This is a genomic window from Saccharopolyspora sp. 6M, from assembly GCF_020176775.1.
Lineage (GTDB): Bacteria > Actinomycetota > Actinomycetes > Mycobacteriales > Pseudonocardiaceae > Saccharopolyspora_C > Saccharopolyspora_C gregorii.
In genome coordinates this window covers 1-14257 of the sequence record NZ_JAIUJZ010000037.1, presented here as the reverse complement: position 1 = coordinate 14257, position 14257 = coordinate 1, and the positions used below count along the sequence as shown (strand labels likewise).

Genomic DNA, 14257 nt, shown 5'->3' with positions numbered 1-14257 from the left:
CTGGTGAGCGAGTTGATCGACCACACCCTGCGCGGTGGCTGGACGCCCTCCGGGGCCGGTGCCGCACCGCTGCCCACCCACGCGCTGCGCTGGTTGTCCGGGCGCCTCGGCCTGGACGGTGCCAGCACGCCCGCCGCGCCGGCGTCGCTGCTGGAGGTGCCGGACGGCGCACTGCCCGTGGAGGCGCGCGAGGAGCTCGTGGAGCTCCTCGGCGAGCATCAGGTGCAGACCGGCGCCACCGCCCGGTTGGGGCGAACGGGCGGCCTGTCCTACAGCGACCTGCTGCGCCGCCGCGACGGCGTGGGCCTGGCGGTGCCGGACGCGGTGCTGCTGCCCGCGGATCCGGAGCAGGTGCAGCGGGTGCTGGAGGTGTGCGTGCGCCACGACGTGGCGGTGGTGCCCTTCGGCGGCGGGACCTCGGTGGTCGGCGGGGTGACCGCGCTGCGCGGCGCGAAGCGCGCCGTGGTGGCGCTGGACCTGGCTCGGCTGGACCGGTTGGTGTCGGTGGACCCGGTGTCGCGGGTCGCCGTGCTGCAGGCGGGGGTGCGGGCGCCGGAGGCGGAGTCGCTGCTGGCCGCGCACGGGTTCACCTTGGGCCACTTCCCGCAGTCCTTCGAACGCGCCACCATCGGCGGGTTCGCGGCGACGCGCTCCGCCGGTCAGGCCTCCGCCGGGTACGGGCGGTTCGCGGACATGGTGGAGGGCGTGCGGGTGGCGACGCCGGTGGGGGAGTGGCGGCTCGGTGCCGCGCCCGCCTCGGCCGCGGGTCCGGACCTGCGGCAGCTCGCGATCGGCGGGGAGGGCGCGCTGGGCGTGATCACCGAGGTGGCGGTGCGGGTGCGGCCGAAGCCCACCGAGATGCGCTACGAGGCGCTGGTGCTGGACGGTTGGCAGGCGGCGGCGGACGCGGTGCGCGCGCTGGCGCAGCAGCGGGTCCTCGCCGACGTCACCCGGCTGTCCGATGTGGACGAGACGGCGGTGCAGCTGGAGCTCTCCGGCGGCGTGAAGTCACGGGCGCTGCGCACCTTGCTGCTGGGCAGCCGGATCGACGAACCGTGCCTGCTGGTGCTGGGCTGGGAGGCGGCCTCCGCGGCGGAGCTCAAGCAGCGCCGCGCGGCGACGATGCGGGCGCTGCACGGGTTCCGCTCGCTGCGGCTCGGGCCGCGCGGCGGGGAGGCCTGGCACGCGGCCCGGTTCGCGGGCCCGCGGCAGCGGGACGCGCTGCTCGACGTGGGCGTGTGCGTGGAGACGCTGGAGACGGCGACCTGCTGGTCGAGGCTCAGCGAGCTGCGCTCGGCGGTGCGGGCGGCGCTGGTGCGCGAGCTGGACCGGGACGGGCAGCCGCCGATCGTGATGTGCCACCTCTCGCACGCGTACGAGACGGGTGCCTCGCTGTACTTCACGGTGCTGGCGGCGCGCGGCGCGGACCCGGTCGACCAGTGGCGGCGGGCGAAGGAGGCCGCCACCGGCGCCATCACCGAGCGGGTGCCGGGCCACGAGCTGGGGCGCGGCACGCTCACCCACCACCACGCGGTGGGCACCGACCACCTGCCGTGGCTCGAAGCGGAGATCGGCGGCATCGGCACCTCGGTCCTCGCCGCGGTCAAGCAGGCCGTGGACCCGACCGGAATCCTGAACCCCGGCAAGCTCGTCGGTCCGTGACCGCCCGCCGCCGGGTCGCGGACGCGGGTGCGCCCGCCGAAGACCGCGGCGGTCCCCGGGCGTTGGCGGGCGTCGGCGCGGAGGAACCGCCCGTCGAGGTCCGCCGCACGGCTCACCGGCCTGCGCGAGGTCTTCCCGCCGATGGCCGGCCACCCGGGCGCTCGCGGGTTCTCGACGGCCCCTCCGGCGTCCCGTGCAGGTGGCTGAGCCACCCGCGAGGACGCGGCGAGGGGCCGCCGAGGTCCCGCCGACCGAGCCGCTCGCGGCAGGAGCGGGGACGGCCGATCAGATGGTGACGAGCATCTTCCCGGTGTTCTCGCCGCGCAGCTGTCCGATGAGCGCGTCGGGCGCGTTGCGCAGCCCCTCCAGCACCGTCTCGGTGTAGTGGATCTTCCCGTCGCGGACCAGCGGCGCCACGTCGGCCTGGAACCGCTCCCGCAGGTCCTCGTGGTCGATGACGATGAACCCGCGGATGCTCAGCCGCTTCTTCACGATCTTGAACAGGTTCCGCGGGCCGGGTGCGGGCTCGGTGTCGTTGTAGACCGAGATGGCGCCGCAGGCGGCGACCCGGCCGAAGTCGTTGAGCTGGTCGATCGCGGCTTCCAGGTGGTCGCCGCCGACGTTGTCGAAGTACACGTCGATGCCGTCCGGTGCGGCTTCGGCCAGCTGCTCGCGGATCGAGCCGTCCTTGTAGTTGAACGCCGCGTCGAAGCCGAGGTCCTCGGTGATGTGCCGGACCTTCTCGGCGGAACCGGCGCTGCCGATGACCTTCGCCGCGCCGTTGAGCTTCGCGAGCTGCCCGGCCAGCGAGCCGACCGCGCCGGCCGCGCCGGAGACGAACACGGTGTCGCCTTCCTCGAACTTCGCGATCTCGAACAGCCCCGTGTAGGCGGTCCAGCCGGGCATGCCGAGCACGCCCAGGTAGGCGTTCAGCGGCGCGGCGTCCGGGTCGACCGGGACGGCGCGCTCGGCCTGCACCGACGCGTACTCGCGCCAGCCGCCGTAGTGCAGCACGTGCTGGCCGACCTGGAACAGCGGCGACGCGGAGGCGATGACCTCGCCGACCGCGCCGCCTTCGAGGGCCTTGCCGAGCTGGAACGGAGGCACGTAGGACTTGGTGTCGTTCATCCGGCCGCGCATCGACGGGTCGACGCTCATCACGACGTTGCGGACCAGGATCCGGCCTTCTCCGGGCGCGGTGACCGGGGCTTCGACGGTCTCGAAGTTCTCGTGGGTGGGGAAGCCCTGCGGACGGCTCGCGAGCCGGATCTCGACGCCGGTGTCCGGAAGTTCCTGGTTCGTCACGCTGGCCTCCATATATACGAAACTGGTTCGTGTCGGAAATAGTGCGCACTGAGGGTGCACTCATGGTGGGACGACGGCGCCGCGCGTGCGCGCCGACGGCGCCCCACCGGGAAACCCCACTCCGAGGTGGACCTATTCCTGTCGCGGCAGTGGCATCGCTAACGAAATCGAACCAGGTTCGAGTAGCCTTGGCAACATCACTCCGGCGGCTTCCCGCGGCGCCGCGACGGCGACCAGCGGGACTTCTCCAACGAGCGGCGCAGCACCAGGTACGCCGACTGCACCGACGCGATCAGGTCCGCCGCGCGGCCCGGCGCCACCCGGCGATCCGGGTGCGGCATCGGCGTCACCCGCATCCAGCGCTCGTCCCACAGCGCCTCCATCGCGTGCTTCCAGCGCAGCTCCACGCCCGCCACGACCTCGTCGCGAGCCTCCGCCGCCGCCGCGATCCGCTGCTCGGCGACCGCCACCTCCTGCGCCAGCCGGGCCGACTTCTCCCGCTCGTGCTCGCGCATCCGCTCCGCCGCGCCGGTCGCCGTCGCGATGATCTCCTTGTAGCGGGCCGAAGCCGGGGCCTCGCTCATTCCGCGTCCTCCTCCGGGATGTCCGCGGCCAGCGCGCCCGCCAGGTCGAACGGCAGCACCACCTCGGGCTGGGAGTGCACCGAGCGGTCGAAGAACAAGCCGCGCCGCGCCCGCGGCGACCAGTGCACCAGCTGCCCGGCGGCGAAGCTCGACAGCTCCTGGCCGTGCACGTCGAACGCCACCCAGGCGCCGATCTCGTCCACCGGGCCCATCAGCGTCGTCTTCACCCGCTGCGCGCTGCGCCACCAGCCGAGCACGTGCACCCGCTGCTCCGGGCCCTGCTTGAGCAGTTTGCGCAGGTGGTCGAGGCCGCTGGTGAAGTCGGGGCCCTTCTTCTCCATCGCGGAGTGCGCGGCGTCGACGCCGTAGAAGAGGACGTACTCCGAGGTCTCGGTGTTCCCCACCGACCCGGATCGATCATCGATCTTGCGGGCGAGTTCGCCGACGACCTCCACTGCCGCGTCCACGCCGTGCCGCACATCCGTCTCGTGGCCCAGCTCTTCGAGCTTGCCCTTGAGCTGCTCGACGTCCGGCGCGACCTCTTCGACCAGGCCCAGCACCGTGAACCGCGCCTTCTTCGCGTCGTGCTGCCGAGCCAGCGACAACGCCGCCGCCCCCAGCACGCTCACCGCGTCCACCCGCACCGACCCGATCACCGCGAGGTTCCGGCCCGGCGAACGCTCCATCCGCACCGCCGCCGCCGTGCCGTTCACGTCGATGACCTGCCCGAGCAGGGCGACCGGGGCTTCCGCGCCCGTCGTCAGCCCGGTGAAGTCCGGCAGCTCGGACAGTGCGGGCAGCAGCGAGCCGTCGAACAGCCGCGGCGGCGCCGCACCCTCCTGCCGCCGCTCCCACAACCGGCGCTGCAGCTCGTCGAAGGTGCCTTTCGCGGTCGCGTCCGGGATCCGCGCGACCTCGTTGCCGTGCTTCACCCCCGACTCGTGGTTGATCACCGCGTGCCAACGCGGCAGCGCGAGCGCCGCTTCGTTCTGGTCGGCGAGCACCCGCCGCGCCTTCGGCAGCGCGATCCGCAGGATGAACTGCTCGAAGATCGCCGGCTTGCCCCAGAACGCCTCGATGCCGGAGACGTCCTGGCTGGCCAGCACCAGGTGGATGCCCTGCGAGCGGCCGCGCCGCGCCACGTCCTCCAGCAGCGAGGTGGCCTGCGCGGACACCGTGTCCCGCTCGGCGAACAGGTACTGGAACTCGTCGATCACCGCCACGATCCGCGGCCAGCGCCCGGACGGGTTCTCCGCCCGCAGCTCCTCCAGCTTGGTGACCTCGTGCGCCTTCGCCGCGTCCGCGCGGCGGCGCATCTCGGTCGCGAGGAAGCGCAGCAGCGCCAGGCCGAACTCGCGGTCCTCGTTCACGTTCACACCGACCAGCTGCGCGTGCGGCAGCCAGGTCGGGTCGCGGCGGCCCGGGGTGAACTGCGCGAACGACACGCCCTCCTTGAAGTCCAGGAGGTACAGCTCCAGCTCGTCCGGCGAGTACCGGGCCACCATGCCGCCGAGCATCGAGTACAGGAAGTTGGTCTTGCCCGAGCCGCTCGGGCCGCCGATCAGCGTGTGCGGGCTCGCGTCCCCGAGCGTCACCTTCACCGGTTCGCCCTCGTGGAACCCCGCCGGTGCCTGCAGCCCGGAGGCGGAGCGCTGCACCCACAGCGTCTCCGGCACCAGGTCCGCGAAGGTGCGCACCCGCGAGCGGCGCGTCACGAACTCGGTGGCGATCGCCGAGCAGGCCTTCGTCACCAGTTCCCGCGACGGCGGTGCGTCCAGCCGCACCACCGCTTCCGGGCCGGTCATGCTGGTGCGCGCCTCCTCGGCGTGCAGCGTCACCGACTCGACGGAGCTGTTCACCGTCATCGGCAGGTCCGCCACGATCAGCTGGATGCCGCAGGCCAGCCCGTTGCGCGCGACCCGCTGCAACTGCTGCTGCTGTTCCTCCCGCAACGGTTCGCCGTCGCCGAACAGCACCGCGATCCGCCACGGCTCGTCCCGCTGCCCGGTGTCCTCCGCCAGCGCGCGCAGCGAGATGTGCCCGCCGTTGAGCGCGCTGGTGTGGATGCGGCGGATGTGGTCGGACAGCTCCTCCAGCATCTCGCCGAGCCGCGTCGGGTCGTGCGCGGTGAGCAGCCCCGCGTTCGTCAGCGGGTACAGGCCCGGCAGCGTCCCGGTCAGCTGCGCCACGTCCCACACGTGCACCCGCACCAGGCCCGGCTTGTAGTGGCTGAGCATCCGCAGCACCAGGTTCTGCACCAGGGATTCGCGGGCTTCCAGGTTCTGCCGGTTCGAGGTGATCCGCAGGTGCGCCTCGTCGATCATCGGCACGGCCACCGGGAACGGGCGCGGGTCGGGGGAGGCGGGTACCTGGCCGGTGCCGATGCGCCACAGCTGCGGCGGCAGCGAGCTCGCCTCGGCGGTGCCCGGTTCGCCGAGCCAGTCCTGCCACGGGCGTCCGGCGGTGCCGGGGGCGGCCTCGGCGACCAGCGCGGCCAGCCGGTCCGGGCCGTGCCCGCTCCACTCGGTGAAGATCTGCTCGCGCTCGGACCGGGCCTCCTGCATCGCGCCGTCGAACGCGAGGTCGCGGGAATCGCAGACCACGGAGGGATCGCGCTCCGCCCTGGCCAGGCCGACCGCGGCGATGCGCTGGGCGAACTCCCGCTGGGCGTAGGAGGCGCGGACCCGTTCGAGCTCGTTCTCGGCGGCGCCGAGGGCGGTCGCGACGGTGGTGCGCAGGTGCTCGAAAGCCGTCTCGATGCTGCTACGCCGCTCGTTGCGTTTGCGCACACCCCACCTCGGCACCTGGTGTTGCAGACCGTGAGGAAACTACCACTCGGAATGTGTGGTCAACGGCGCGCGGTGGCGCGGGCCACCGCGCATCGAGCGCGCGGCGACCGGCCGGCGGCGGCCCGCCCGGCAACCGGCTCACAGCCGCATCGCGAACGCGCGCAGCGCTTCGACCACGTGCGTGATCGAGTCCAGCGTGCGTTCCAGCCCGTCGTCGGCGCGGCGCAGGTCCGCGGGCACGACCGTCTCCGGGTTGTCCGGGTCCAGCCGGGCCAGCGCCGCCCGCGTCTCCGACAGCGAACGCCTGCCCGTGGACAGCTGCCGCCGCGCCTCGTCCAGCTTCGCCTCGGTGGCGCGCACCGCGGCGAGCAGTTCGGTCAGCGACGACACGTCACAACCGCCCCGCCCAGCTCTCGGCCGAGTCGATGCTGCTGCGGATCGTGCCGCCCACCATCCGCAGGTTCTCCGTCGCCTCCACCAGCATGTTGCGCGCCATCAGGATCTCGTCCTGGCCGCTGCCCTGGATGGCCTGCGTCAGCATGTTCTGCGCCTCGTCCAGCGCGGAATGCGCCTGCTGGAGCGCGCCTATCGCCTCGTCGGCCTTCTGCTTGGCATGAGCAACTCCACTGCGAACATCGTCCACGCTCGCCATCTGCAGCCAACCTCCGGAGGGAGCTGATCGGGGTACGTCGATCCACAAGTTAGCGCCCGCCACTAGCCCGTTCGCGCGCAGGGCGGACGATGTTGATCAGAGGTGGTGACCGCGCCGAGGCCCCTCCGCGCGGTGCCGCCGCGCCCGCGGCGGACCTCCTCGGACGATCTCCAGCCGGTCATCCCGCGGGCTGCCGCTCCGCCGCGCCCGGAGCGGGTACGGCCGCGCTCAGCTCCACCGCGGCGATCCCGGACGGCGGTGTCGGCGCCGCCGACCACCGGGATTTCGCCGACCGTTCACGCACCTGCAACCGGGACCAGCCGCCGCCGCCCAGCACGCGCACCGCGTCCCGCACGATGTCCGCGGGCGCGCCCACCGACGGGCCGAGGTCCAGCACGATCCGCACCATCGGTGGTCGTTCCGTCCAGTCCACGATCGTCGAGTTCCGGGACAACCGGCTCGCCAACGCCCGGGCCGGCCACTCCGCGCCCGCCTTGCGCTCGGTCACCACGTCCACCAGCAGCTCCAGCCGCGGCCGCGGCCTGCCGTGCTCGTCCAGCTCGTCCACCGCCGGTTCCGGTTCCGGCGCGGGCTCGTCCGGGTCGTCCACCGCCGGGCCGGCACCGGCCCCGCCGGGCAGCACCGAACCGGCCCACGCCTCCACCAGCAACCGCTCGCCGCCCGCCACCAGGGCTCCGAGCAACTCCGGCTCGTCGATCACCGTCCACGCCGTCGGCGGCTCGCACGCCACCCGGTGCCCCGAGTAGCCCGGCCCCAGCTCGCGCAGGAAGTTCCGCACCGCGCGCGCCAGCGCCGCGGGGCCCGGCCGCTCGTCCGGCTCCGCGGCGGAACGACCGATCGTCACCGACCAGCAGCCCGGCTCCTCGTCGGAGCAGTCCCCGGATTCCACGATCCGGCCACCGACCCGGTGCAGCAGGGCGCGGCACGCGTCGCGTGCTGATCGGTCGTCGTCGGCGCCCACGACGACGGTGATGAGCAGTTCCAGCCCAGAGTTCTCAACCATCGCCGGGGCATTGTCTCGCATCCGGCACCCCGGGACGAAGGGTTGATCAGGTGAACCGCGTCGCCGCCCGGCTCATCCGGCAGCGGCCCACCCGACCCGGACGGTGGCCTCGGAGCCGTCCGGACGGGTGGTCCCGCCACCCGTTCGCACCTACCCGGGACGTGCGACGGCCCCGCCGCCCGAGGAGGACGGCGGGGCCGAACCGCGCGGTGGTCAGCCGCTGCTCGAACCGCCCCGCTGCTCGTCGGAGCGCTCGTGCTTGCCGCCGCCCGTGCGGTCCTGCACGTCGAACCGCTCCCGGCGCACCTCGTCCTGCACCGTCCGCTCCTCGGTGACGAGCTCGGTGCGCAGCCGCAGCCGCTCCACCGGCACCGTCTCCTTCGTGACCATCGGACGGTCCTCGTGCAGCACGACCTCCTGCTCGTCCTCGGCGAGCGAACCGGACCGGCCCATCGATCCGCGCTCCGACTCGGCGATCGGCTCCCGCTCGATGCGCACTTCTTCGTGGCTGATCGGTACCGTGACGGACTGCTGCTCGGTCACCACGTACTTGCGCACCCGCACCCGGCCGGTCTCGATCTGCTCGGTGTCGACCCGCAGCCGCTCCTCGGAGCGGGTCATCGACTTCATGCCCGCCGCGTCCCCGGCGGAGCCCGCCGTCGCGGAGCCGGACGTGGTCTTGCCGGTCGAGCCCTTCGTCGTCGCCGTGCCGCTGCCGGAACCCGTCGTGCCGGACTTCGCGGTGTCCCGCTCGGTGGCGCCGGTCGACGTGCGGCCCCCGGTCGGCGCGGCGCCGCCCGCGGCCGCCCCACCGGCCGCCATGCCGCCGGCCGCCGCGGTGCCCGACCCGGACTCGGTGGTGCCGCTCTGCTGCTGCGGCACGTCCCGCTGCTGCGGGGACGCCGAACCGCGGGCGAGGCCGTAGTAGTCGTAGAGGTCGTGGCCCTCCTTGTCCGACAGGTGGCCCTGCTCGGCGTCGACGCGCGGGGCGTCGCGCACCTTCTCCTTGGTCACCCCGACGTTGATCCCCTTCTCACCGCGCTCGGCGCCGGACAGGGGGACGAAGCTCTCCTTCGTGCCGAACATCCCGGTGCGGACCGTCACCCACTCCGGCTGGTGGTCGGCGTCGTCGACGTAAACGTTGCCGACCCGGCCGATCCGGTCGCCTTCCCGGTCGTACACCTCGCTGCCGATGAGGTCCTGTGCACGCTTGACGTCCTTCATGACTACCGCCTCACTCGTCTGCTGGGATCGCAGCCCGGGCTCGTCGCTCCGGCCGGGGAAGCGCGCCCGGCCGTTCGTGCGGTGCCGCGTACACCCGTGGTGCCCTGCTGGATTCGCCCGCAATCGGCGGTGCCGCCCACTTCGCTCGTGTGGGTGAGCACCCGGTGGGGGCGTTCGGCAGCTGGTCGTAGCGTTGCGTGCGAGCCAGTAGTAGCAGTCAGGCCGACGAGTGATCGCCGGTTCAGGTGTTGAGCTCGCGCCCCACGAACGTCAGCACCTCGTCGACGACCTCGGCCCGGTTCGTCTCGTGGAACAGCTCGTGCCGCGCGCCCGGGTAGATGTGCTCGTGGAAGTCCTGCCCGCGCACCCGGTCGATGCCCGTGCGGGTGTCGGCCTCCGGGACCAGCTCGTCCTCCTCGCCGTGCACCCACAGCGTCGGCACCCGCAGCACCGGGCCGTCGTTCACCGCCTCCAGGCAGCGGTCGATCATGTTCAACGTGCGGCGCTTGAACGAGCCGTGCCACACCAGCGGATCCGCCTCGTACGCCCGGCCCACCTCGGGGTCGCGGGACAACGTCGACGGATCGATCGGGGCCTGCGGGATCTCGTCGCACTCCAGCAGGTCCAGCACGTGCCAGGTGCCCAGCACCGGCCCGGACAGCACCACCGCGGCCAGCCCGTCCTGGTGCTCCTGCGCGAACCGCACCGCGAACAACCCGCCCAGCGAATGCCCGATCAGCACCACCGGCAGGTCCGGGTACCGATCCGAGACCTCGCGGCGCACCGCGCCCAGATCGGCCACCACCTGCTCGGCGTCCCCGATCAGCACGCGCTCACCAGGGGATTCGCCGTGCCCGACCAGGTCCGGCGCCACCACCAGCGCCCGCGCCGCCACCAGCTGCTCGGCGAGCCACTCGTACCGGCCGGAGTGCTCGCCGTAGCCGTGCACCAGCAGCGCCACCCAGCCGGGGGCGCGCCCCGACCACTCGCGCACGAACAGCTCGCCCTGCGAACCCCCGACGGACCGCTGAATAGCCTCGATCATGGTTTCCACCCCAGCACAACCGCACCGGCAAGACCAGCACCCGCGATGAGCCTGTCACCTGGTCGTTCCGCGAAGGTGCCCGGTGCCGACGGCACCGGGCACGACGTCCGCACCGCGCTCAGGCGTGGTAGGCGCTGTTGTCGATCGATCCGAACCCGCACACCGAGCCCAGGTCCCAGCGCACCGTCAGCGGGTCCTCCTCGTCGGGCGGGGTCACCAGGGCGCGCGCCGGCTCCGGCTGGCACGGGCCCTGCTCCGACTCGCCCTCGTGCGGCACCGCGGTCCAGTGCAGCGTCGAGCTGGCCGACTCGCCGGGGGCCAGCCGCACCACCTGCGGGCCGGGGTTCGGCGTGCGCTCCAGCTGCGTCGGCAGCTGCTGGCCGTCCGCGCCGAGCAGCTGCATGCCGCCGTAGCCGTAGAGCGTGCAGGCCTCGCCGCTGGTGTTGGTGAGCGTGAGCTCCGCGTACCGCTGGCCCGCGCCGGAATCCCCGTGACCCACCGCGCCGGACAGCTGCGAGGTGTGGCAGCGCTCCACCTGGTCGCGCGGTTCCGCCGCGGCCTGGCCGGAGGCGTCCGACCTGCTCTGCGCGGCCGTCGACGGATCGGCGTCGGAGGTCTCCGCCGGGGCGGGCTGCGCCTCCGAGGGGGTCGGCTGCGGGATGGTCGACGCCGGGGCGTCCGCGGTCGAGGCCACCTGCCCGGTCGGCGAACCGCAGGCGCCGAGCAGCACCGTGCCCAGTGCCGCGGCTGCGAGCGGGCCGATCCTCAGGCTCGCCCGGTTCGTCCTGCCCGGCTTCCTTGCGTCCAGTCGTTGCGAGAACACGGTTGCCCACCTCCATCGGCCGCCTCGTACGGCCCGTCGTCGTATCCGGTCCGCTGTTGTGAAGACGTTCGGCGCCACAGGTGGTTGCACGTCTTGCGCGGTCCGCCCGGAGTTCCCCCGGATGGAGGCGCCGCCGTGCGGGCCGCCCCCACTCTGCCGCCACCCGGTCGGGTTCGCGACCCGCGCGGCCGAGCATGATCGATTTCTACGGCGGTCGGCGGGCGACATGATCGCTTTGGCGAAAACAGGACCGATCGGGTGGAGCTCTTGACCTGAACGGCGGAACTCGATGATCGTTGACCTTCGATACGTTGGCTGTGAGAACTGTCCCCGCCCGGCAGCGAAGATCGTTCCTCGCTTTCGGAAGAAATGCCGGCGCCGGGGTCGGCGGAACAGACCGAAGACCGAGACGAGACCGCCGATCCGGTTCGTGCGCCGCGACTCGCGCACCGGGCCGCATCCGGTGAAGTGAGGGGGTTCGGGGATGGCGAGCATTCCAGGAATCGATGTCGCGCGATATCAAGGAGAACCGGACTGGGCCGCGGTGCGCGGCGCCGGATTCGCCTTCACCTACATCAAGGCGACCGAAGGCGTCGGCTATGTGAGCCCGACGCTGGATTCGCAACTCGGCGGGGCTCGCGGGGCCGGCCTGGTGACCGGGCTGTACCACTTCGCCCGACCGGACACGAACTCGCCGCAGGCCGAAGCCGCGGACTTCGCGGGCCAGCTGGCCCGCACCGGCTCGGCCGGGCCGGGGAACCTGCCGCCGTGCCTGGACATGGAGACCGAGGCCGCCGACCTCGGCGCGTGGATCAAGGGGTTCGTGGACGCGCTGCGCGGGCACACGGGGCGCAACGAGGTCGTCGTGTACGCCTCGTCCACGTGGTTCAGCGACAAGCTGGCCACCGATTCGTGGGTCGACCCCGGGGTGTTCCTGTGGGTCGCGCACTACGGCCGCCCCGCGGGCCAGCCGGGCTTCCTCACCGACCGGGTGGCGATCCACCAGCACGCCTCCGACGGCAAGGTGCCGGGCATCGCCGGTGACACCGACCTGAACGTGTCGCTGGTGGACCTGCCGGTGCTGACCGGCGGCACCGAGGCGCCGCCCCCGCCCCCCCCCCCGCCCGCGCCCCCGCCCTACGTGGTGCAGCCCGGGGACACGCTCTCCGGGATCGGCGCGAAGGTCGGTGTGGCCTGGCAGTCGATCGCCCAGGCCAACGGGATCACCGACCCGAACCTGATCTACGTCGGCCAGGTGCTGCGCATCCCGCGCTGACCCGGCTCAGGTGCTCAACGGCCCACCCGGACGGCGGGTGGGCCGTTCGCCGGTGCGCGGTCAGGTGAGGACGGGGGCGCGGGCCAGCACCGCGCCCAGCCCGTAGGCCGCGCCCATCACGCCCACCTCCACCGCCGCCCAGGTGATCAGCGCGGTGCGCCGGTGGCGTTCCACCAGCGGCAGCAGCCGGAACCGGGCGTGCCCGCCCAGCGCGGCCAGCAGCACCAGCAGCACCGCCTTGAGCAGCACGATCCGGCCGTACCCGGTGCCGATCAGTCCACCGAGCCCGGCGCCGGCGGTGGTGAGCTCGGTGCCGCCGTTGAACACCCCGGACACCGCGACCAGCACGATCGCGCCGGTCGCCAGCTTCGAGTAGCGCGGCAGCGTGCTCGCCAGCAGACCGCGGCGCGGGGCGACGAACGCGGCGATCGCGGCCAGCCCGCCCGCCCACACGGCCGCGGCGAGCACGTGCAGCTGCACCGAGAGCATGCTCAGGTCGTGGTACTCCCAGTCGACGGCGTGCCCGGTCAGCGGCATCGGCAGCAGCCCGAGCAGCGCGAGCACCGCGCCCAGGTCGTCGGTGAGCCGGTCCGCGCCGTTCCCGCGGGCATCCCGGACGACCCCGGTGAGGCCGAGCGCCGCGCAGCCCGCGGCGCACCCCGCGCCCAGCGCCAGCGCCGCTCCGGCCGGGACGCCGCTGACGTAGCGGGCCACGTCCTCCGCGGTCGGGCTGCCGGTGGCGAGCTCGGCCGTGTACAGCCCGAGCAGCAGCAGCGAGCAGGCCAGCCAGCTCAGCGCCGTGACCACCGCGGCGCGCCGGGTCAGCGCGAGCAGGGCGCGGGCGCGGCCACCGTGGTCCGGGACCAGGCGGGGCAGCATGCCGAGTCCGACGGTGGCGACGGCGGCCACGTCGAGCAGCGCGCGGACGACCGGGGCGCCGTAGCGCACCGCGACCGCGGGATCGACCAGGCCGGGTACGTCGTCCGCGCCGACGTGCAGGGTCGCGGCCCAGGCCGCGGCCGCGGCCAGCAGTGCGGGAACGGCGAGCAGCGCCGGGGCTGCTCGGGTCGAGCGGCCGACGCCGGTGCTCGGCCGCCGGGCGGACGGGGAGGTGCGGCCGGTGGGTTCGGGCGCGGTCCCGGGGTCGGCGGGCATCGCAGCATCGTCCCACCCCCGGCAGGTCCGGGGGAGCGGTCCGCGGCTCACCGGGAACGGTTCAGGGTGTTGGTCCTATCACGATCCACCGGCGATTAGTTGATCTTGTTTGTGCGGTCGTCGCCCGCTGGCGTGCGTTTATTCCTGCGGCGCAACGATGTGCGCGGTTCGCAACGGCTGCGGCGACCGCGGCGGGAAACCGCTGTTCGTTGTGTTGCTGACAAGCGTCTCAGGGGTCTTGTTCTACAGTCGTGCACGTGGATCAAGCGGGAGGTAATGAGTGGGCGGGGTATGTGGCGCATACCCCGCCGCTGCTCGTGCCCGCGGATTCCCCGGAGGTGTGCGCCGTCGAGCGACCGAACCGGCACCGCCCGCGTTCGACCGTTCACGGCACGCATTCCCGATATCCGGTTCGAGGCTTCCGCGGGGCGCCCGCGCGTTTCGCGCGCGCGGGCCGTTCGCGGCTATTCGCTGATTGTTTCCCCGCGGGTTCTCGCGGAGCTGGAAGTCTTATCGCGCGGGCCGCGGTCGAACGGGAGCAGCGGGGCCCGGGTGTCGAACGGGGTGGTCCGGGTGATCCCTTGCGCGGAACGGACGATGCCGGGGGCGACGGGTCGTCGCTGCGGTGTTCGGTCGAATCGGACGCCGGTGTCCAGGGCGAACCGGTCGGATCGTCGGAAGTGCACCCGGGGGTGAGCGGGCCGGGGCCATCATGGGG

At 73.2% G+C, this 14257-nt stretch carries 12 protein-coding genes; 2 read left to right on the top strand and 10 right to left on the bottom strand.

What is annotated here, in order from left to right:
• Positions 1 to 3: 3 nt before the first annotated feature.
• Positions 4 to 1662: an FAD-binding oxidoreductase gene (locus LCD31_RS06480; RefSeq protein ID WP_224956617.1), complete on the top strand. Its 1659-nt coding sequence runs from the start codon at positions 4 to 6 to the stop codon at positions 1660 to 1662.
• A gap of 285 nt (positions 1663 to 1947) precedes the next feature.
• On the opposite strand, the gene LCD31_RS06475 is transcribed toward LCD31_RS06480, so the two are convergent.
• The 9 genes from LCD31_RS06475 to LCD31_RS06435 form a co-directional block, all read right to left on the bottom strand.
• The gene (locus tag LCD31_RS06475) at positions 1948 to 2967 is read right to left on the bottom strand and encodes an NADP-dependent oxidoreductase (RefSeq protein WP_224956616.1); all 1020 of its coding nucleotides are present in this window, start codon (positions 2965 to 2967) and stop codon (positions 1948 to 1950) included.
• 197 nt (positions 2968 to 3164) lie between these two features.
• On the bottom strand, positions 3165 to 3551 hold the full coding sequence (locus LCD31_RS06470; protein ID WP_224956615.1) for a hypothetical protein: 387 nt from the start codon (positions 3549 to 3551) through the stop codon (positions 3165 to 3167).
• Positions 3548 to 6340, bottom strand: a complete 2793-nt coding sequence (locus LCD31_RS06465; protein WP_224956614.1) for an FtsK/SpoIIIE domain-containing protein — start codon at positions 6338 to 6340, stop codon at positions 3548 to 3550. The genes LCD31_RS06470 and LCD31_RS06465 overlap by 4 nt, the downstream gene beginning before the upstream one ends.
• A gap of 138 nt (positions 6341 to 6478) precedes the next feature.
• On the bottom strand, positions 6479 to 6730 hold the full coding sequence (locus LCD31_RS06460; protein ID WP_224956613.1) for a hypothetical protein: 252 nt from the start codon (positions 6728 to 6730) through the stop codon (positions 6479 to 6481).
• Between the two features lies 1 nt (position 6731).
• Entirely contained in the window at positions 6732 to 6992 is a 261-nt protein-coding gene (locus tag LCD31_RS06455) for a hypothetical protein (protein ID WP_224956612.1), read from the bottom strand.
• 178 nt (positions 6993 to 7170) lie between these two features.
• Complete coding sequence (locus LCD31_RS06450; protein WP_224956610.1) at positions 7171 to 8016, bottom strand: hypothetical protein; 846 nt, start codon at positions 8014 to 8016, stop codon at positions 7171 to 7173.
• A 213-nt stretch (positions 8017 to 8229) separates the two neighbouring features.
• Positions 8230 to 9240, bottom strand: coding sequence for a DUF2382 domain-containing protein (locus tag LCD31_RS06445; protein WP_224956607.1), 1011 nt, complete (start codon positions 9238 to 9240; stop codon positions 8230 to 8232).
• A 241-nt stretch (positions 9241 to 9481) separates the two neighbouring features.
• Complete coding sequence (locus LCD31_RS06440; RefSeq protein ID WP_224956606.1) at positions 9482 to 10285, bottom strand: alpha/beta hydrolase; 804 nt, start codon at positions 10283 to 10285, stop codon at positions 9482 to 9484.
• Between the two features lie 118 nt (positions 10286 to 10403).
• Positions 10404 to 11108 carry a DUF4232 domain-containing protein gene (locus LCD31_RS06435; protein WP_224956605.1) on the bottom strand — a complete coding sequence of 235 codons (705 nt, stop codon included), beginning with the start codon at positions 11106 to 11108 and terminating at the stop codon, positions 10404 to 10406.
• 484 nt (positions 11109 to 11592) lie between these two features.
• On the opposite strand from LCD31_RS06435, the gene LCD31_RS06430 reads away from it, so the two are divergent.
• Positions 11593 to 12384, top strand: coding sequence for a GH25 family lysozyme (locus LCD31_RS06430; protein ID WP_224956604.1), 792 nt, complete (start codon positions 11593 to 11595; stop codon positions 12382 to 12384).
• A gap of 60 nt (positions 12385 to 12444) precedes the next feature.
• Here LCD31_RS06430 and LCD31_RS06425 read toward each other — a convergent pair whose 3' ends face one another.
• Entirely contained in the window at positions 12445 to 13539 is a 1095-nt protein-coding gene (locus tag LCD31_RS06425; protein WP_224956603.1) for a CopD family protein, read from the bottom strand.
• Between the last annotated feature and the right edge of the window lie 718 nt (positions 13540 to 14257).

What these genes read in the sequence shown, in the direction of transcription:
- LCD31_RS06430 (WP_224956604.1), top strand. Translation starts at nt 11,593, where the DNA reads ATGGCGAGCATTCCAGGAATCGATGTCGCGCGATATCAAGGAGAACCG.
- LCD31_RS06425 (WP_224956603.1), bottom strand. Translation starts at nt 13,539, where the DNA reads ATGCCCGCCGACCCCGGGACCGCGCCCGAACCCACCGGCCGCACCTCC.
- LCD31_RS06450 (WP_224956610.1), bottom strand. Translation starts at nt 8,016, where the DNA reads ATGGTTGAGAACTCTGGGCTGGAACTGCTCATCACCGTCGTCGTGGGC.
- LCD31_RS06455 (WP_224956612.1), bottom strand. Translation starts at nt 6,992, where the DNA reads ATGGCGAGCGTGGACGATGTTCGCAGTGGAGTTGCTCATGCCAAGCAG.
- LCD31_RS06440 (WP_224956606.1), bottom strand. Translation starts at nt 10,285, where the DNA reads ATGATCGAGGCTATTCAGCGGTCCGTCGGGGGTTCGCAGGGCGAGCTG.
- LCD31_RS06470 (WP_224956615.1), bottom strand. Translation starts at nt 3,551, where the DNA reads ATGAGCGAGGCCCCGGCTTCGGCCCGCTACAAGGAGATCATCGCGACG.
- LCD31_RS06445 (WP_224956607.1), bottom strand. Translation starts at nt 9,240, where the DNA reads ATGAAGGACGTCAAGCGTGCACAGGACCTCATCGGCAGCGAGGTGTAC.